The 18,238-nt window shown below is 68.3% G+C and carries 18 protein-coding genes and 2 tRNA genes; 8 read left to right on the forward strand and 12 right to left on the reverse strand.

Annotated features, from left to right (window positions below):
• Nucleotides 1-84 precede the first annotated feature (84 nt).
• Nucleotides 85-642 (forward strand): LiaF domain-containing protein, encoded by a 558-nt coding sequence (locus tag JIM95_RS02940; RefSeq protein WP_200260967.1) that lies wholly within the window; start codon nt 85-87, stop codon nt 640-642.
• Nucleotides 643-701: 59 nt separating this feature from the next.
• Here JIM95_RS02940 and JIM95_RS02945 read toward each other — a convergent pair whose 3' ends face one another.
• Nucleotides 702-1,739, reverse strand: coding sequence for an alpha/beta fold hydrolase (locus JIM95_RS02945; RefSeq protein ID WP_200260964.1), 1,038 nt, complete (start codon nt 1,737-1,739; stop codon nt 702-704).
• Between the two features lie 153 nt (nt 1,740-1,892).
• Between JIM95_RS02945 and JIM95_RS02950 the strand changes: the two genes are divergently transcribed.
• On the forward strand, nt 1,893-2,183 hold the full coding sequence (locus JIM95_RS02950; RefSeq protein ID WP_200260961.1) for an acyl carrier protein: 291 nt from the start codon (nt 1,893-1,895) through the stop codon (nt 2,181-2,183).
• Nucleotides 2,184-2,217: 34 nt separating this feature from the next.
• On the opposite strand, the gene JIM95_RS02955 is transcribed toward JIM95_RS02950, so the two are convergent.
• From JIM95_RS02955 to JIM95_RS02975, 5 genes are all read right to left on the reverse strand, one after another.
• Nucleotides 2,218-2,640, reverse strand: coding sequence for a hypothetical protein (locus JIM95_RS02955; protein WP_200260959.1), 423 nt, complete (start codon nt 2,638-2,640; stop codon nt 2,218-2,220).
• A gap of 306 nt (nt 2,641-2,946) precedes the next feature.
• A complete protein-coding gene (locus JIM95_RS02960; protein WP_200260956.1) occupies nt 2,947-3,765 on the reverse strand; it encodes a serine hydrolase domain-containing protein in 819 nt (272 codons plus the stop codon).
• 183 nt (nt 3,766-3,948) lie between these two features.
• Nucleotides 3,949-5,280, reverse strand: coding sequence for a dicarboxylate/amino acid:cation symporter (locus JIM95_RS02965; protein ID WP_410170738.1), 1,332 nt, complete (start codon nt 5,278-5,280; stop codon nt 3,949-3,951).
• A 406-nt stretch (nt 5,281-5,686) separates the two neighbouring features.
• Nucleotides 5,687-6,490, reverse strand: a complete 804-nt coding sequence (locus tag JIM95_RS02970) for a trimeric intracellular cation channel family protein (RefSeq protein ID WP_200260953.1) — start codon at nt 6,488-6,490, stop codon at nt 5,687-5,689.
• Nucleotides 6,491-6,673: 183 nt separating this feature from the next.
• Nucleotides 6,674-6,747 (reverse strand) — tRNA-Ile (locus JIM95_RS02975).
• 191 nt (nt 6,748-6,938) lie between these two features.
• On the opposite strand from JIM95_RS02975, the gene JIM95_RS02980 reads away from it, so the two are divergent.
• Nucleotides 6,939-7,014 (forward strand) — tRNA-Asn (locus JIM95_RS02980).
• A gap of 57 nt (nt 7,015-7,071) precedes the next feature.
• Here JIM95_RS02980 and JIM95_RS02985 read toward each other — a convergent pair.
• On the reverse strand, nt 7,072-8,022 hold the full coding sequence (locus JIM95_RS02985; RefSeq protein WP_200260951.1) for an ornithine cyclodeaminase family protein: 951 nt from the start codon (nt 8,020-8,022) through the stop codon (nt 7,072-7,074).
• Between the two features lie 239 nt (nt 8,023-8,261).
• Between JIM95_RS02985 and JIM95_RS02990 the strand changes: the two genes are divergently transcribed.
• Both JIM95_RS02990 and JIM95_RS02995 read left to right on the forward strand, forming a co-directional pair.
• Entirely contained in the window at nt 8,262-8,513 is a 252-nt protein-coding gene (locus tag JIM95_RS02990) for a hypothetical protein (protein WP_200253125.1), read from the forward strand.
• 157 nt (nt 8,514-8,670) lie between these two features.
• Nucleotides 8,671-9,513: a class I SAM-dependent methyltransferase gene (locus JIM95_RS02995; RefSeq protein WP_200260948.1), complete on the forward strand. Its 843-nt coding sequence runs from the start codon at nt 8,671-8,673 to the stop codon at nt 9,511-9,513.
• Nucleotides 9,514-9,534: 21 nt separating this feature from the next.
• Here the strand turns inward: JIM95_RS02995 and dnaG are convergent, their stop codons facing one another.
• Nucleotides 9,535-11,442, reverse strand: a complete 1,908-nt coding sequence (dnaG, locus tag JIM95_RS03000) for a DNA primase (RefSeq protein WP_200260945.1) — start codon at nt 11,440-11,442, stop codon at nt 9,535-9,537.
• A 102-nt stretch (nt 11,443-11,544) separates the two neighbouring features.
• Here dnaG and JIM95_RS03005 point away from each other — a divergent pair, with 102 nt between their 5' ends.
• On the forward strand, nt 11,545-12,039 hold the full coding sequence (locus JIM95_RS03005; RefSeq protein ID WP_200260943.1) for a guanyl-specific ribonuclease: 495 nt from the start codon (nt 11,545-11,547) through the stop codon (nt 12,037-12,039).
• Nucleotides 12,036-12,323: a hypothetical protein gene (locus tag JIM95_RS03010; RefSeq protein ID WP_200260940.1), complete on the forward strand. Its 288-nt coding sequence runs from the start codon at nt 12,036-12,038 to the stop codon at nt 12,321-12,323. Before JIM95_RS03005 ends, JIM95_RS03010 begins: the two co-directional genes overlap by 4 nt.
• Here JIM95_RS03010 and JIM95_RS03015 read toward each other — a convergent pair.
• The 4 genes from JIM95_RS03015 to JIM95_RS03030 all read right to left on the reverse strand — a co-directional run bounded on the left by JIM95_RS03015 (nt 12,320) and on the right by JIM95_RS03030 (nt 16,106).
• Nucleotides 12,320-12,679, reverse strand: a complete 360-nt coding sequence (locus tag JIM95_RS03015; protein WP_200260937.1) for an ArsR/SmtB family transcription factor — start codon at nt 12,677-12,679, stop codon at nt 12,320-12,322. The genes JIM95_RS03010 and JIM95_RS03015 overlap by 4 nt on opposite strands.
• A 6-nt stretch (nt 12,680-12,685) precedes the next feature.
• Nucleotides 12,686-13,975, reverse strand: coding sequence for an MFS transporter (locus tag JIM95_RS03020; RefSeq protein WP_200260934.1), 1,290 nt, complete (start codon nt 13,973-13,975; stop codon nt 12,686-12,688).
• 84 nt (nt 13,976-14,059) lie between these two features.
• Nucleotides 14,060-15,355, reverse strand: a complete 1,296-nt coding sequence (locus tag JIM95_RS03025) for a deoxyguanosinetriphosphate triphosphohydrolase (protein ID WP_200260932.1) — start codon at nt 15,353-15,355, stop codon at nt 14,060-14,062.
• A gap of 64 nt (nt 15,356-15,419) precedes the next feature.
• Complete coding sequence (locus JIM95_RS03030) at nt 15,420-16,106, reverse strand: YdcF family protein (RefSeq protein WP_234034766.1); 687 nt, start codon at nt 16,104-16,106, stop codon at nt 15,420-15,422.
• A gap of 50 nt (nt 16,107-16,156) precedes the next feature.
• On the opposite strand from JIM95_RS03030, the gene JIM95_RS03035 reads away from it, so the two are divergent.
• The gene (locus tag JIM95_RS03035; RefSeq protein ID WP_200260929.1) at nt 16,157-18,226 is read left to right on the forward strand and encodes a TPM domain-containing protein; all 2,070 of its coding nucleotides are present in this window, start codon (nt 16,157-16,159) and stop codon (nt 18,224-18,226) included.
• Nucleotides 18,227-18,238: the final 12 nt, after the last annotated feature.

Here is an 18,238-nt window from a genome sequence, read left to right on the forward strand (position 1 = left end):
GCCCGTTTATTCCGTCGACCTACGGTACGTCCCCCGACCGGCCTGCAGGATCGACACGGGGAGCTTCCCGCTAGTATCGGGACCATGGACTCAACATCTGGCGGGCCAGGAGAAACCGGGGAGCCGGTCGGGATCCCGCACCGCCGGTTGCGCGAGGAGACCGAGGCGGAACTGATCAGGGCCGTGGGACGGGGTCAGCTCGATCTCGGTATGTTCAGTGAGTTGTCCACGGCGGTCTGGGTGGCTGAGACCCCCGACGAATTCCGTGAGACGGTGCAGCGGGTTCCGGCCCCGGTCCCGAACCGCGCCGCTGTCCCGGACCCCGACCGGAGAACCATGAACATGGTGCTCGGGGACATCTCCAGCCGGGGCGTCTGGCACCTGCCCCGGGAGCTGCGCATCCATTCGCTCACCGGTGATGTCACACTCGATCTGCGGGAAGCCACGATGGCATCGGACCGCTGTCGGATCACGTTGATGAGCCTGCTCGGGGACTGCACCCTGATCATCCCGGAGGGGGTGTCTGTGACGGTGACCGCGACGACGGTCCTCGGGAATTTCCGCACCGCAGCTGCGGGCAGGCCCACCGGCCCCGAGATCGAGATCGGGGGTTCAGTTTCTGCGGTGATCTCAACGTGGTGACCACGACTCCGGGGTGGACTTCGGTCACGGGCCTCTGATTCAGCGTTCGCCGATGACCGTCAGTTCGCGTGCGGAACCGCCGGGCGGGTGGCGAGAATCGCCTCGTCGATGATCGCGTTGACCGCGTCCGGGGCCTCCAGCACCACCATGTGCCCCGCGTCGGGGATGACCCGCAGTTTCGCCCGCGGCCACAGTTCGACGGTGCGCTCCGCCTGCTCTACCGGCGTGACGTTGTCCTTGTCCCCGACGACGACGTAGCCGGGGATCTCACTCAGGTAGGCGACGGCGGCGAGTTCCTGGTGGCTCTGCAGTTCCGGGAAGAAGCCGATGTACGTCTCGGCCGGGGTCTCGTGGATCTGGTCGGCGTGGAACTCGATGACGTCGTAGTCGGTGCCGTTACGCTGGAAGATCGTCACCGCCAGCACCGGCGCGAGCATCTCCATCAGTTCCTTCCGGATCCGGTCGGATTCCTCGGGGTTCCGGGAGATCACCCCGTGGACCCGGTCCGCGACAGGATTGTCGATGATCTGGGCGATCCCCCCGGAGGCCATCGGTTCCATCGCGGTGGAGACCGTGATCACGGCGGAGATCCGGTCGCGTAGGGTGTCGCCGCAGCGGCGCACGAGGCTCATCAGGATCATTCCCCCCATGGAGTGTCCGACGAGGATGATCCGACCGGTGGGGACCCGCGCGGCGATCACGGCGAGGACGTCGTCCGCCGCGCCGTCGATCGTGCACCGTTCGGGTGCGACCATTCCGGTGGCGCCGTGCCCGCGGAGATCGAGCAGCACGGACCGGATGTCGGGGTGACTGTGGCGCAGGTGATCCACCTGGAAGAACCAGGCTTCCGCGGTCAGTGTGAACCCGTGCACGAAGACGACGGTGGTGTCCGCGTGTTCCGGGCCGACCTCGTAGTAGTGGAGGTCGATCCCGTCGTTGGTCACGGTCCCGCGACGGTCGATGTCGGTGAGTCCGGGACGGATCCCCTCCGTCTGGATGCCGGCACGGACGGTGCGCAGACCGGAGCGCCCCCACGGGGTGATCCGGTGGGAGATGCGGCGCAGTGCGTTGGCCGCGCGGCCGGGATCCAGGACCATGGTGGCCTTCCTGATTGAGGGGTTGACGCTTTCGATCGATCACACAATACCGTCTCGGCGCCCGTTGGTATGACACGGTCGCGTGCCGGTAGCCTGGACAGTGGCACCGCCGCCCCCGAACCGTCCGATCAACAGCGAAGGACACCGCCCGAGATGTCGCTCACCGAACCCATCACCCACGCCGCCGAACCGGGTACCGGCACACTGACAACCGTCGTGGACGTCATCGGCACCGCCTCGGGGCTCGAACCGGAGGAGATCTCGGGCGACTCCCGGATCTCGGATCTGGCCATCGATTCACTGTCTCTGGTGGAGATCGCCGTGCGCCTCGAGGATGCCTTCGGCATCCGTATCGTCGACACCGACATGGACCGTTTCGGCACGGTCGCCGACATCGTGGCGCTGGTCGACGAACGCGCCGCGGAGGACGCCTCCGGTCAGTAGCGGGATTCCCCGTTCCGGTATCCCGCCGCGGGACTCAGACCCACCCCGCCGTCCACCGGTCATCCGCTGGAGTGCCGTCGAACACGGTCAGTTCGACGTCGAAGCCGTGGGTGTCGCCCAGACCGTCCAGGAGCCTGGCCAGCCGGAGCAGTTCGTTCCGTGCCCCGCTGAGGGGCTGGTTGCAGTCGACTCCGCGCGGAACGGCGCACGACCGGCTCCAGCCGGTGCACCAGTCCGCGGTCAGCGGATCGGTACCGGGCGGGGCCTGGAGGCCCGGAGTCGGCAGGCACACGGCCATGGCGGTCTCCACCACTGGACGGAGGGCCACCGGAAGTCCGGTGATGGTCAGGCGTGCGTGGGTGGTGTTCGTGCGCGCGCCAGCGGCACGGTCCGGTTGTCCGGCGCCGGAACCGTCGCGCAGGGCAGGCGCGGTGGAGCATGTTGATCGCTGTGTCACGGATGTCCTCGCAATGGGCAGCACTGTGAACACCATCCCAGCGTGAGCGGTCGCACGATGTCTCCATCGTCCGTGCGCCCACGGTGGACGGTGCAAGACGAGGGTCGTCTTCCCCAACGGCCTCGGTCTGCGCTCCCCCGCCCCTGTCCGTCTCCCCGGTCACGGTGATCATCGATCAGGTGACGGCGGGCGATAACAGAAAGGTAACGGCGGGCTATCCTGACCCAAGTGTCAGGCAACACAGATCACACCGGCAACTCTCGACGACAACTTGATCCCCCCATTTTCTGAACCTCAACTTGAGGATCAGAAGGTGGCCAGCTCCGCCCAGACCGCATCGTTCGTTTCCGACCAGAGCGGCTTCGCCCATTCGCCGAAGTTCCTGTCCGTCAGTACCACCATCGCCCGTTCCGTGGGGCGGTGCACCCAGAGATACGTGCCCGACTGCCCGAAATGCCCCACCGTGTCGGCGGGCATCCCGGCCCCGGTCCAGTGCGGGTCCTTCCGTCCACGGATCTCGAATCCGAGTCCCCACGGACAGGGCTTCTGCATCCCGTACCCGGGAACCACCCCGTCGAGATCCGGGAACTGCACCTGCATGGCGGCGTCAACGGTCTCCGGGTGCAGCAGGGTCGGACTGAGCACCTCCCGGGCGAAGACCGTCAGATCACGGACGGTCGATTCCGCGCCGTGCCCGGCGGATCCGGTCAATCGAGTGCGGCTCATCCCGAGGGGTTCAAGGACCCCCTCCCGGAGATACTCGGAGAACTCCATCTCCGCCTCCCCCGCCACCACATCGGCGAGAATCTCGAAGCCCGCCGAGGAGTAGATGCGCCTCGTGCCCGGATCCCGCTCCGGCTCCCGGGAGGCGAATCCCACACCACCCGCGTGGGAGAGGAGCTGTCGGACCGTCGCCCCGTGGGGACCGACCCCGGAACCAAGGTCGAACACACCCTCCTCCACCGCGAGAAGGACCCCCCACGCCGACAGCAGCTTGGTGACGCTGGCCAGCTGGTAGCACCGCCCGGTGTCCCCCACGGTCGTCAGCTCTCCGCCCGACACGACCGCGGCAGCGGCGTTGTCGACGGGCCAGGAATCCAGGGAAGCGAGAGCGTTGAGGTCCATGCACGGGATTCTATCGGGTGCCGGTCCGCACCCCGTCCCGGTGCGGAGCCAGGCAGACCGTTGCACCGGCGGGCCCCCGGGCGTCGGGCCGGCTCCCACGGCGAACGGCCGATCCGACGGACACGTGATGTCCGTCGGATCGGCCGTTTCTCCCCCGGTTGCCGCCGGGGCCGGGACCACCGGTCAGCGCTCGGCGCTGGCCGCAGTGCGGTCCGAGGCGAACAGTTCCTCGTCGAGGATTCCCTCGCGCTTCGACACGACGGTCGGAACGAGCGCCTGGCCGGTGACGTTGACCGCGGTGCGGCCCATGTCGAGGATCGGATCGACCGCGAGGAGCAGTCCGACGCCCTCGAGCGGAAGGCCGAGAGTGGAGAGCGTCAGCGTCAGCATGACGATGGCTCCCGTGGTTCCCGCCGTTGCGGCGGAGCCGATGACAGAGACGAAGACGATGAGGAGGTAGTCGGTCAGCTGGAGATCGATGCCGTAGAACTCGGCGACGAAGATCGCCGCGATGGCGGGGTAGATCGAGGCACAGCCGTCCATCTTCGTCGTGGCACCGAGCGGGACCGCGAAGGAACCGTAGGCGCGGGGGACACCGAGTGCACCGACGGCGGTGCGCTCCGTGACCGGCATGGTGCCCATCGAGGAACGGGTGGCGAAGCCCAGCGAGGTCGCGGGCCAGACCTTGCGGTAGAACTGCGCGATGGACAGCCCGTTGAACTTCAGTACCAGCGGGTAGATGACGCCGATGACTATGGCCAGTCCGATGTAGATCGCGAGCACGAAGCTGCCGAGGGAACCGATGGCCTCCCAGCCGTAGACCGCGACGGCCTTACCGATGAGCGCGGCGGTGCCGATCGGGGCGAGGCGGATGATCCACCAGAGGACCTTCTGCACGATCGCGAGCAGGGAGCGGGCGAAGCCGATCACCGGCTCCGCGTCCTTGCCGACCTTGACCGCGGCGATGCCGAATGCGATCGAGATGAGCAGCAGCTGCAGCACGTTGAAGTTGGGGCTGGCCTCCAGCGCATCTCCGGAGCCGTAGAGACGGACATCGAGTCCGAGAATGTTGCTTGGCACCAGGGACTGGATGAAGGCGGACCAGCTTCCCACGAATCCGGGATCGGCCGCTGAGGCGACGTCGATGCTGGCGCCCCGTCCCGGATGGATCAGGAGCCCGACCCCGATGCCGACGAGGACGGCGGCGAGCGCCGTGACGGCGAACCACAGCAGGGTCTGCCAGGCGAGACGAGCCGCATCGGTGACCTGTCGGAGGTTCGCGATCGAGGTCACCACCGCGGTGATGACGAGCGGCGGAATGAGCACCTTGAGCAGTCCGACATAGGCCGAACCGACGGCGGTGAGCGTCGCGGCGAGCCAGTTCTCGCCCCCCAGGGAACGGGAGACGAGGCCGAGAATGAGACCGATGATCAGGCCGTAGATGATCTGGGCGCCGAAACTCGTCAGCGGGTTGGCCCGCTTCCCGGGCTTCGCCGCCGCGTCGGGGTCCCGGATATCGTCGGAGCGGGTCCGGGAACCGGATATGGAAGTAGACACGTCAAATAGTCCTTAGCTGAAGATGAGTGCGTTGATTCGAGGGGCGCAGTTTCCCCTGCACGCCGGCGCGTGGCCTGCGTTCCGTGGCTTCACGGTGTGCCGGCGCAGGGCAGCGGGGCCGGTCGTGGTGACGGCTCGCCCGCCACGCTCCATGAGGTGGGTCAGCGACAGTGGCGCGACATCCACATGCCCGGACAGCAGCCGGCGACCGGACAGGTCACGGTTCCGGGGGTGATGTTCGCGGACTGGCGGAGGCTCATGCCGAAGACCCTACTCCGAACCGATCTGTTCGGTCAATACATACCACTCTGTCTATTTTCAGAAGAGTGGGTGAATCCAGCTCACGACACTTTTCGATGGAACGTCAGTCCGGCAGGTCGGGATCCTCAGCGCCCGAAGCCCGCCATCTCCTGCGCTCCTCGGCGACGCCTTCAGCGTGCCCCTCGCGACGTCCCTCAGCGATACCGTCGCGCTCCCCGCGACGCTCGGCACGCTTCAACGCCTTCATCAGCTGCGCCGCCGTCATGTTGACCGGCGCCCACTCCGGGTTGGCGGGCAGCACCCAGCCACGCCAGTAGGCGAGGATCGCGAAGCCGGCGCCACAGACCGTCGCCGCGATCATGCCCACACCGTCATGGCCCGCCCAGTTGAAGACGACCATCGTCGTCGCGGCGGTGATGGCCGGGGTGGCGTACAGCGTGTTCCCCCCGAAGATCGACGGGATGTCCCCGCAGGCCACATCCCGGATCATCCCCCCGCCGACCGCAGTCAGAACGCCCATGAATACGGCGGAGGCCGCCGGGAGCCCGTAGCTGAGCGCCTTGGTCGACCCGGTGACCGCCCACACCCCGAGGATCACCGCGTCCCCGTGCACCCGGAACAGCTCCCACGCGCGCCCCTTCAGGTGGATGACCATGGCCAGCACGCCACCGGCGACGGCGACACCCATGTACATCGGTTCGGCGATCGCCGCCGGCGGTCCCTGCTGGAGCAGGGTGTCCCGGACCATGCCGCCGCCGAGCGCGGACAGCAGCGCCAGCACGGAGAACCCGATGATGTCGAAGTTCCGTTGCCGGGCTATCGTCCCGCCGATGGCCCCGTTGAGCAGGACGCCGATCAGGTCGAGACTGCGGTAGATCCCCAGGATGGAGGGGTCGACAGTGAGCATGTGCCTTATCGGACCACGAATCCACCCCGCATGTCATCCCACCCACCGGGGGCGGTCGGGCAATCACCCCCGACAACCGGGCACACCCACCCGACATCACGGAACCGCGGGAGCTCACATCCGCATCCCGGGGCCCCCGGAGAATGCGTGATGCCCCGCTGCGCGCGCAGCGGGGCATCACGGTGGGGCCGCCGGGGCTCGAACCCGGGACCAGCGGATTATGAGTCCGCGGCTCTAACCGACTGAGCTACAGCCCCGCGCCGACGCTCGGTGACCGTCGACCGTTTCACAGTATAACCGCGGCGCCACCTCCCGGTCACACCGGCGTCACCGACCCTGGGTCGACCCCCGGAAAAGATGTCTGAAGTGGCAATTTGCCATCCCCCACAGGCGCCGATATAGTAACTTTCCGTTGCCCGGGGCGCGCTCCGGGACGCAATGAGATCATTCCCCCATAGCTCAATTGGCAGAGCATTCGACTGTTAATCGAAGGGTTACTGGTTCGAGTCCAGTTGGGGGAGCCACAGAGAAGGCCGGACGGTTTCCACCGCCCGGCCTTTCTTGTGTCCACCGTCCGGGTCTCAGTCGGATCCGTCGATGTCCACCGTGTCCACGAGTGCGCGCATCACGGCCCAGTCCTGGACGGCGACGCCCACGGATTTGAAGACGGTGATCCTCTCCGGATCGTGGGACACGTCTCCGGTGGCGAGAGCGGAGCCGAGGGTACGCAGCTCCCCCGGGTCCAGTTCGCCATTCTCCACCGCCTCGATGATCTCCCCCGCTTCAGCGGTCACGGCCTCGACATCGTCGACGAACAGCACCGTGCGGGCGACGTCCGATCCCGACATCTCCCGCATCTCCGGGCGGTAGGACCCGATGAGATTGACGTGCGCTCCTGGCTTGAGGTCTCCGAGGGAGAACAGTTCCCCGGTCGAGGGTGTGACGCAGCAGATGATGTCCGCGCCGGCGACGGCGGCGCGCGGATCGTCGGAGGCGGTGAACCGCACGTCCGGGAATTCACCGGCGACGCGTGCGATGCACGCCTCCGCCGATTCCCGGGTCAGTGAGGCCACGGTGACCGAGCTGACGGCGCGGACCGCGAGCACCGCGCGGATCTGGTCGGGGGCCTGTCCCCCGGCACCGATGACCGTCAGGGCATCGGCGTCGGGTGCCGCGAGCAGATCCGCCGCGACACCGCTGACGGCCCCGGTGCGCATCGCGGTGGCCTCCGCGGCGTCCGCCCCGACGTGCCGTTCGGTGTGCCACTCCTCCCACGTCAGCGTCCCGGACAGCGCCGGGCGTCGTCCCGTGAAATTGGCCGACAACGACTTCACCGCGAGCGTCTCACTCGCGATGTGCCGGACCGGCATGACGAGGAAGTTCCCCTCGCCCGGGGCGAAACGCAACGGGATCTCGAATTCACCCCGGTGCAGGCCGATCAGGGCCTCACGGACCCGGTCGACGACGGTGCCCATGTCGACGGCCGCGCGCAGCTGCTCGGCGTCGAACCAGATGGTACGGGACGGTGCCACATGTCCTCCTCGTGGTAGCGGTGGAGGATCGTGTGCCGTGCACCGCCCCGACGCTCCACCGGTCCCCGGGGCACGGAACCGACCCCAGACTAACAACATTCCCCGTGGCGACCGGTGGCCGCCCGGAGCCGCCCTCCGGCTGCGGTGGACCGCCGGCCCGGGCCGATGCCCATGGTCGACACCTTCGGTAGAGTGAGGACAACGACCCCAGCCCCCCAATCAAGGAGTATCCCCCTCACATGATCCAGTTCGTCGTCGGTGCGGCCGCAGGTTACGTCTTCGGCACGAAGGCCGGCCGGAAGCGGTACCATCAGCTCAAGAAGGGGTACACCATGGCGGTCGAGTCTCCGGTTGCCCGAGCCGCCGTCACCGCGACCCGGAAGGCCGTCGCCAACAAACTCGATCCGGAGCCCCGGATGAAGGAGGTCAAGGACCTCCGCAGGGGCACCACGGGTTCCGGTCAGACGATCCTCGAGCCCGACGAGGACTGACCCGGGCTTCGGCCGCCCGAAAAAATCATTCGAGCCACCGTTCCGCACTGCTGCAAAACGGCGTATTCTCGCTGGTGCAGGATGCGGCCACGGTGGCTTTTTTCCTGTGGCGGCCCCGGGCCCGGGGCCGTCGGAACCAGGTGAGAGGCGGACGAAAATGACCTCGACAGCTGACCTCTACGGGGACAACGTCGGAGCCACGCTGGCGACCACGGTGTACTCGCGCGCCACGGCGGGTGAACGCTACCGCATACCCGGGTGGCACGACGATCAGGCCCGGGAGGTGTGGGAGAGGCTGGTCGAGGTCGGGCGCGCCGCCGGGTCCGACCCCAACGAACTCGTGCTGACCGGTAAATCGAACGTCGCGGGAACCGTGTGGCGGTCGATGGCCATGGACGCCCGCGTCCGGCAGTTCGCCGCCGAGCACGAGGGTACGGAGATCCAGGTGGTCACGCTCGGCATCGGGCTGTGCAACCGCGCCTCCCGGCTAGCGGACCTCGACGCGTGGTGGCTCGGGATCGACAGGACGAAGGTCCTGGAGCTCCGGTCCAGGCTGATCCCGGAGGACGACACACGGCTCATCGACGCCTCCGTCACCGAACCCGGGTGGATCGACGGTGTCGACGCCGCGGTACCCACCGTGTTCGTCGCGGAAGGGTTGCTCATGTACCTGACCCTCGACGATGTCACACAGATCCTCACCGACATCGGGCGGCACATGTCCGCCCCGGCGCGGTTCATCTGCGACTCCCACCACGCGAGCATCATCCGGCGTCCGACCAGGTCCCAGATCACCAGACGAACCGGCGCCGTCTACACCTTCGGTATCGAGGACTCCCGCCATCTGGCCGCGCTGGCACCGGGCTGGCGGGCGGTCGGGGACGACGACACATGCAGCCCGATCGGATTCGGCATGAGGATCGCGTCCGGAGTGTTCCGGATGCTCCGCGGTGGTGTCCTCTACGGGATCAAGACCATCGAGTTGCCGAACCACGGATGAGGCAGCGGGCAGGTGGCGGGATCAGCCGGTCCTGAATGCCCGGTCCAGGAGCTCTCGGCGCGCCTGCTCGAGCGCGACGAGATCGGCGAACATCGAGTTGTACGCCAGCTCGTCATCCGACGGACGCATCCGCTGCAGCTGTCCCTTGAGCTGCGCGATCTGGTTTCCGACACGGACCTCCTGCAGCCTGGAGAGCACGCTGTCGGTGTACCGGCCCAGTTCCCCGTCATCGCAGTGGATCGGCTCCACCGCCAGCCCGGAGACCAGATGCTGCCCGACCAGATCGTCCATTTCCCCGGCGACCCTCGACAACCAGTCGACACCGTCGTGGGCGTTTGCGCAACCGCCGGCCTCGCTGATGGCGCGCCTGATCGCCTGATAGGTGGGATGCGTGAACGCGTCCACGGGCAGACCGTCGAAGTACTCCCCCGCATGCTCCGGGTACTGCAGGGCGAGTTTGAGGCTCTCGCGTTCCGGCCAGAGCCGGGGCGTGCGCTGATCCGGTAGCTCGAGTGCCGGTGTCACCGGGGCGGTGGCGGAGGGCGTCTCCGCGTTGTCGAACCGGCGGGCCCGCCGTGGTTCCTGCTTCTTCTTCGGCCGCCTGGCCTCCGCACGGACCTGCTCGAGCACCTCGGTCGGATCCGCCCAGCCGACCCATCCGGCGAGTTGTCGGGCGTACTCGTTGCGGAGCGTCTCGTCCCTGATCCCCGCCACGACGGGTACCCCCCGTCGGAGTGCCTGGAGCCGCCCGTCCGCGGAATCGAGCGGGTAATCGGCGATCATCGTCCGGACGACGAACTCGAACATGGGCACCCGCCTGGCGACGAGATCGCGGACCGCGGCATCGCCGCGCTCCAGGCGGAGATCGCACGGGTCCATGCCGTCGGGTGCCACCGAGACGTAGGACTGGCCGGTGAACTGCTGATCCCCCTCGAAGGCGCGCATGGCGGCCTTCTGTCCGGCCTCGTCCCCGTCGAAGGTGTAGATCAACTCGCCGCGGAAGTAGTTGTCGTCCAGCATCAGGCGACGCAGTATCTGCAGGTGCTCCTCACCGAACGCGGTGCCGCAGGCCGCGACGGCCGTCGTCACCCCGGCCGCGTGCATGGCCATGACGTCGGTGTATCCCTCGACGACGACGGCCTGGTGTCCGGAGGCGATGGCCTTCTTCGCGTGGTCGAGCCCGAACAGCACCTTCGACTTGTGGTAGAGCAGCGTGTCGGGGGTGTTCATGTACTTGCCCATCTGGTCGTCGTCGAAGAGCTTGCGCGCACCGAAGCCGATGACGTCGCCCGCGAGGTTGCGGATGGGCCAGAGCAGCCGGCGGTGGAACCGGTCGATGGGGCCGCGTTTGCCCATCGTGGTCACTCCCGCCGCGGTCAGCTCCTTGACGTCGAAGCCCTTCCGCAGCAGATGCTTCGTCGTGGTGTCCCATCCGCCGGGCGCGTAGCCGCAGCCGAAGCTCCGGGCGTGCTCGGCGGAGAAACCCCGGTCGGTGAGGAACGCGCGGGCGGTCGCTGCCTCCGGGGTCTCGAGCTGTTCCCGGTAGAAGGCGTGGGCGGCCTTGTTCGCGGCGACGAGCCGTTGTCTGGTTCCGGGCTCCTCACGGCGCCCGGGGCCGCCCCCCTCGTAGTTGATGTGGTAGCCGATCTTCTCGGCGCAGATCTCCACGGCCTCCGGGAAGGGGATCTGCTCCATCTTCATCAGGAAGCTGAATACGTCCCCTCCCTCGCCGGTGGAGAAGCAGTGGAAGTAGCCCCGGTTCGGCCGGACGTGGAACGACGGGGTCTTCTCGTCCTTGAATGGGGAAAGGCCCTTCATGGAGTCGCTGCCGGCGGGCTTGAGCTGGACGTACTCCCCGACGATCTCCTCGATCGGGGTGCGCTCACGGATCGCCGCGATGTCACTCTCCGGAATACGTCCCTTAGCCATGCCCACCACTGTAGTGCCGGAGCAGCGGACCGGAGGAGTGACCACGGGCCGTCGCACCACCCGGGTCCCGGTAGGCCGCGGTGTTCATGCGATCATGGGGCAATGGACAATCGCCGCCTGCTGGGTGCCGTCGCCGGAGCCGTTCTTCTGCTCGGTGCGGCGTGGTTCGGTATCGATCTGAGCGGGGATCCCGCACCACCTTCGGCCCCGACTCGGGAATCCACCCGCCCATCGACGACACAGTCCCCGCCCGCGCGATCGACGACCCGGACCCCGTCCGCGGAAACGGAGCGGACCTGTCCCCTCGACACCCTCCCGGAGCAGGCCGAACTGGTGGTGGAGGACATCCTCGCCGGTGGCCCGTTCGACCATCCCGCGCACGACGGAAAGCACTTCGGAAACTACGAACGCCGACTGCCACGGGAGAACAACAGCTACTACCGCGAGTACACGGTGGAGACACCGGGCCTCAGACACCGCGGTGAACGCCGCATCATCACCGGCGGCGGCTCCGACCGGGACCCGGACGTCTGGTACTACACGGACGACCACTACGACAGTTTCTGCCTGATCCCGGATGCGGAGGAGAACCGATGACCGCACGAACGGTGACTCTCGGAGCGGCCGCCGCGGCCAACGAGACCACGTGGTTCGCCGCCCTGTTCCACGCCTGCGACGCAGACCCCGAGAGCCCCGTCCCGAAGAATCTCGATGCTCTCGCGGACTTCCTCGGCGAGCGGACCAGGCTACGGAAGGTGGTGAGCCCCGACCTGTCGCACTGGCCCCGGGAACGGCGGATCCTGCTGTGCCGGGTGTTCCTCGGCGCCCGGGTCGATCTGCAGCTGCATTCTTCCCCCGGTGCCGGGGACCAACTGACCTAGGAGTGTCGGGGCTCACCGCTGATGACGTGATCAGCGTGGTTGACGGCCTCGGTCACGAGCCGTACCAGGTGCCCGTCGTCCATCCGGTAGATCACGCGGCGCCCGTCCCTCCGGGTCTGCACCAGGTTTCCGGACCGGAGCTTGGCCAGGTGCTGGGAGACGGCCGTCCGGGAGATTCCCGTGGCCTCCACCAGATCACCGACCGAGTACTCGGCACCACTGAGCAACCACAGGAGGTGGAGACGCGTCGGTTCAGCCAGGAGTTTCAGGGTGGCGGCGCCGGTGTCCAGAAGCTCGGCCGACACCGGCGGATCGTGCACCAGGGAGGCGGCGGGATCACGCGGTTTGATCTTCATGATCCCTCACGCTACCGGCTGCCGGAAGCTGAATGCCCTGAATCCCGCGCCGACCGCCAGGATGGTCATCGCAAGAAGTACCCCTGTGGCCGCGGGCAGCCCGAACCAGACCCCGAGGAATCCGGCCGCCGGATACGTCGCGAGATAGCAGGCGTGGGACAGTGAGAACTGGGCCGCGAATATGTAGCTGTAGCTCTCGGGTTCGACGTTCCGCCGCAGCACCCGGGACATGGGGGTCTGCAGCGCCGACGTCGCGGAACCGAGGACGAGCCACAGGACGATGAGCGTGAACCAGGCGCCGGCACCGTCGAGCCGGTCGCCGACGGTCAGCAGCAGGATGAGTCCCGCGAGCGCCGCGGCTCCCGCGAGGGCGCCGGCCGTCATCACGGCGAGGTCGGACACCAGGGTGAGGATCCGGGGAAGGGCGAGAGCGGTCAGCATCGACCCGAGGCCGAATCCGGCGAGGGTGATCGCGAGCGCGGTGTCGTTCCTGTCCATCTCCCCGCGGACGATCACGACGGTGTTGATCATGACCGTCGCCATCGGTGCGGCCACCGCGAGGTTGAGCCAGAGAACTCCCCGGAGTTCCGGTTCCGCCGCCATGATCCTCGCCCCACGGAACACCCGGGACAGGAACCCGGACTGTTCCGACTCCGGTTCGGGACGGGCCGGCAGCCGCGTCCCGATCACCAGCGCCGCGGAGACGAGGAAACCGAGCATCGTCCCGATGAACAGGTTGTGGTAGCTCATCACCGCGAGGAACAGCGCCGCGACGGCGGGACTGGTGATCTGCTCGACGTCGTACGCCATCCGGGACAGGGACAGGGCGTTGGTGTACTCGTCCTCGTCTGGGAGCACCTGCGGTATGACCGACTGGAAGGTCGGGGTGAAGGTGGCCGACGCGGCCTGCAGCAGGAAGATCGCGACGTAGAGCTGCCACTCGGAGTGGACGAACGGCAGGCAGACCGCGATGGAGGCGCGGACGAGGTCCGCGGTGATCAGGACGGGCTTGACGGGCAGCTTCGCCGCGACCGCCGTGACGGTCGGGGCCCCGACCACGTAGACGAGGATCTTGATGGTCAACGCGGTGCCGAGCACGAGCCCGGCGTCACCGCCCGCGATGTCGTAGGCGAGGAGCCCGAGGGCGACCGTGAGCAGACCTGTGCCCACCAGTGCTACGACCTGGGCGGTGAAGAGCCTGCGGTAGGTCCGATGCCGGAGGACACTCAGCAGTGGTGGGGCGGCGGGTGCGGACACTCCGGGCTCGTTTCTGTCGTCGCGGAAATCTGCATACATGTGCACAGGTGCGCACGTGTATGCAGATTAGGCTGCCTTCACGGGTCTCCGCAACCACGCACTCCCCCGGGCCGGGTGAAAACGTCAGATGTAGTACCCCGCCACTCCGCTGGCCTGTTTCGCGGTGCGCTCGAGTCGGGACTCCGTCATCGAGGCGATCTGGTCGATGATCACCCGGGCCCGTGCGGCGTCACTGTCGGCGTCGGCCCACCAGGCCGCGAAGATCGGGTCCAGCGTGCCGGGGGCGCCGAAGGTCAGGTAGTCGTGGACCCGCGCAATTCGCTCCCGCTGCCGGTTCTGCCGTTGCTGGTGGCGGGTCTCCTCCATGACGTAGAGAACGGCGATGGTCTTGAGCATCTGAACCTCAGCGGCTGCGGCCGGTGGGACGACGAGACGCCCGTGCATCCTGCCCAACCACTCGTCCCCAGCGGCCTCGAGGGTCGCACCGACGGTGGCCCCCACGTAACGGCCGACCAGTTCACTGGTCAGCGCCTTGAGCGCGACGAGGGACGAGAGTGAACCGTCGTAGTCCGCCGCCGCCGCGACGACGGGGAGCTGGCGCAGGGAATCCGCCGCGGCGATCATCTCCTCCGGGTCGCCGCCGAAGGCCTCGGCCCCCTTCTCCGCGAGTTCCGCGAGCTCGAAGAGATCCCACAGGACCCGCAGGCTGATGCGTCCCGAGCAGATCCCGTCCTCGACGTCGTGCACCGAGTAGGCGACGTCATCGGACCAGTCCATCACCTGCCCCTCGATGGAGGGCCTGGTGTCCTGTGGGTCGTGACCCTCGCGGATCCAGGCGAGCAGCTCCGCCTCCTCGTCGTAGGCTCCGTACTTGCGGCGCGGTGTGCCGTCGGGTGCGATCCGTGTCCACGGGTACTTGCAGGCGGCGTCGAGCGAGGCGCGTGTCAGGTTGAGGCCGTGGGGGGACCCGTCCGGTGCGAGGATCTTCGGTTCCAGGCGCGAGATGATCCGCAGCGTCTGGGCGTTTCCCTCGAAGCCCCCGCAGTCGGCGGCCAGCTCGTCGAGGGCCACCTCACCGTTGTGCCCGTAGGGCGGGTGTCCGATGTCGTGGCAGAGTCCCGCGAGATCCGCCAGATCCGGGTTCACGCCGATGCCGGAGGCGATGCCGCGGGCGATCTGGGCCACCTCGAGGGAGTGCGTGAGCCGGGTCCTGGGGGTGTCCCCGTCCCGCGGCCCGACGACCTGGGTCTTGTCGGCGAGTCGGCGGAGTGCCGCGGAGTGGAGGACCCGGGCCCGGTCGCGTGAGAAGGCACTGCGGTTGTCCACCGATGTGGCGTCCATCCGGCTGCCCTTCGGGGTCTCGTCGCAGAAGCGCGCCCTGTCTTCGGCGGTGTAGCGGTATCGGGCGGGGCTCTCCACGGTTGGTCGGCGTCTCCTGGTCGGGTGTGGTCGGTCGGGCTCTGGCTCGCTGTGTCTCAGGGTCTCAGGCTCCGTCGCGGTCGAGGTGACGGTAGCGGGTGCTTCTCGACGGCCTCAGTCGGCCCGCGGCGGTGCGCAGTGCCTTTTCCAGCATATCGGCCACCCCGGCCGGTGCGGGTAGGCGGCGCAGGTCAGCTACGGCGAGTCCCGCGGATTCGTGGAGGAGTGTCCACGCCCAGTGCGTCCCGGGGAACCGGGTCGGAGTCCCGGCCGCCCCGACGGTGTCCACTCCGGAGAATCCGACCTCCCGGGCGATCAACCGGGCACGGGACCGGTGGTTCGGGTCGGTGACGATGATGACCCTGCCCGGATCCGGGCAGGCGGCCAACGCGGCGGCGAGGGAACCCCTGGTGTCGTTGCCCTGCGCCACCGCGGTGATCGCCCCGGGGTCGACTCCCGCGCGGCGGAGCTGGTCCGCCCCGACGCCCGCCTCCGTGAACCGGTCCCCCGGCAGATTCCCACCCACGGTGATGACGCGGAGGGACGGATTGGCCCGCCAGAGATCCGCAGCCTGATCGAGCCGGGCCGCGAACTGGGCGCTGGGGCGACCGTCGTACTGGGCGGTTCCCGGGACGATGAGGGTCTGCGCCGACCGCGGATCGGGTGCCGGGCAGGCGGCCTGCAGGATCACCCGCGCCGGCCAGATCATCACCATGGCGGCGGCGATCCAGATGGTGTTCACGTGCTTCATGGATGTCAGTCTGCCATCCCTCCGGTACGTCGTCGCGGTACTCTTGGGCCATGAGTACCGCAGCACCGTTCCCCCGTCCGCGCCGCGCCGCCCGACCGGCGCACCCACCGCTGTTCAGCAGGCTCCCCGTCCGTCTGGCGGGGGCTGGCGCCATCGGGATGCTGGCGCTCCTCGGTACCGGCGCGCCGGCCGCATGGGCTGATCAGGCGGTCTCCGTCGTCGCGCAGCAGCCGGGGGTGCTGACCTCGACGGTGACCGACAACGCCGGGGTCCTGGATGCCGGGCAGATCGCCGACTTGGAGGCGAGGATCCGGGACTACCAGAAGTCCTCGGCGAAGAAGATCTACATCGTCTTCGAGCGCGACTTCGGCGGCACCGAGGGCTCCGAATGGGCCGAGAGGGAGTTCCGCGCGAATGACGGCGCCAATGTGCTCGTGTACGCGGTGGCGGTGGAGTCCCGGGATTACGGACTGAGCTACGGGAAGGAGTTCTCCTCCTCCGAGGTCGAGCGCATGCGCGACGCGGCGTACGACCACCTGGTGGACTCCGACTTCCCGGGTTCCGCCTTCGCGCTCGTCGACGCGGCCTCCGGCTCCGGAGGCGGGATGTCGGGCACGGGCTGGCTGTTCCTCCTCGGTGGCGGTGGCGCTGCCGCGGCGACGTTCGTCGGTGTGAAGCGATCCGCGAAGAAGAACTCCCGGAAGAAGCGCGCCGCCCTGGTCACCGGTGCCCGGGAACTGCCGCCGGAGCAGTCGGACCGGCTGGAGGACATGCCCCTCGACGTCCTCGAGGAGCTGGCGCAGGAGGAACTCGTGAGCACCGACGAGTCGATCCGGGGGGCCCGTGAGGAGCTCGATCTAGCGGTGGCCGAGTTCGGTGCGGAACGCACGCGCCCGTTCACCCGCGCGATGAACGACTCGACGGGGACGCTGCAACGGGCCTTCACGATGAAGCGGCGTCTCGATGACGCGGTGCCCGAGGACACCGGGACCCGCCGGGGGATGCTGATCGACATCATCACCAGCTGCAAGAAGGCCGATCAGGCACTCGAGGCCCGAGCCGACGAGTTCAGTTCCATGCGGAACCTGCTGATCAACGCGGACAGCCGCCTGGACGAGCTCACGCAGAAGACCATCGGTCTCCGCACCCGTCTCCCGCTGGCCCGCGGATCCCTCACCCAGTTGCACGACCGCTTCGACGCCGGGTGGGTGTCCACGCTGGACGACAACCCGGATCTGGCCGAGGCGCACCTGGACGAGGCCGAGTCCACCATGGACCGGGCCCGTTCCCTGGCCGCGAAACCGGCCGGACAGCAGGGCGGCCTCGTGGACGACATCCGGCACATCGAGTCCGCTCTCCAGCAGGCGGAGAAGCTCCTCGACGGCGTGGAGCACGGGGAATCGAACATCCGCGCCGCCCGCGCCAATCTCGGCCCCCTCGCCGAGGAGATCCGGGCGGAGATCGCTGAGGCGAGGCAGATCATCTCCGCCGCCGAGAGGGACAACCTCCGCGTCGATCACTCCGCGCTCGCCGACATCACCGCACGAGCGGAGCGGGAGACCTCCGAGGCAATGTCCCGGGCCGACAGTGACCCGCTGGGCACCTGGGAGGCGCTGCTCGCCCTCGACGCCGAGCTCGACGACCACCTCGACTCCTTCCGCACCGAGGCGGCCGACGCCGGCCGGCGGCGGGAGCTGTTCAACCGGGCGATGGGAACCGCGAGCACGACCCTGCAGGCCGCGGAGGACCTCATCTCCACCCGCGGCAGGGTCATCGGGGGGACCGCACGGACCCACCTCGCCGCAGCCAAGCGGCTGCACGCCACGGCGCTCAATGAACGGGACGGGGATCTCCGGGCCGCGACCCGGGCCGCCGGGCAGTGCGTCACCGCGTCGAATGCGGCCCTCTCCGCCGCGCAGCGGGACATCCGCGACTACGAGCGACGGATGAATCGCCGCAGCGGCGGCGGGAACGGTGCGTTCATCGCGGGTATGGTGCTCAACTCGATCCTCAGCAACGGTGGCCGCGGTGGCGGATTCGGCGGTGGTTTCGGTGGCGGCGGATTCGGCGGCGGCGGTGGCGGCGGGAACCTCGGTGGGTCCTTCGGCGGCAAGTTCTGACCCCGCCCCGCG

This window comes from Corynebacterium antarcticum, assembly GCF_016595285.2.
GTDB lineage: Bacteria > Actinomycetota > Actinomycetes > Mycobacteriales > Mycobacteriaceae > Corynebacterium > Corynebacterium antarcticum.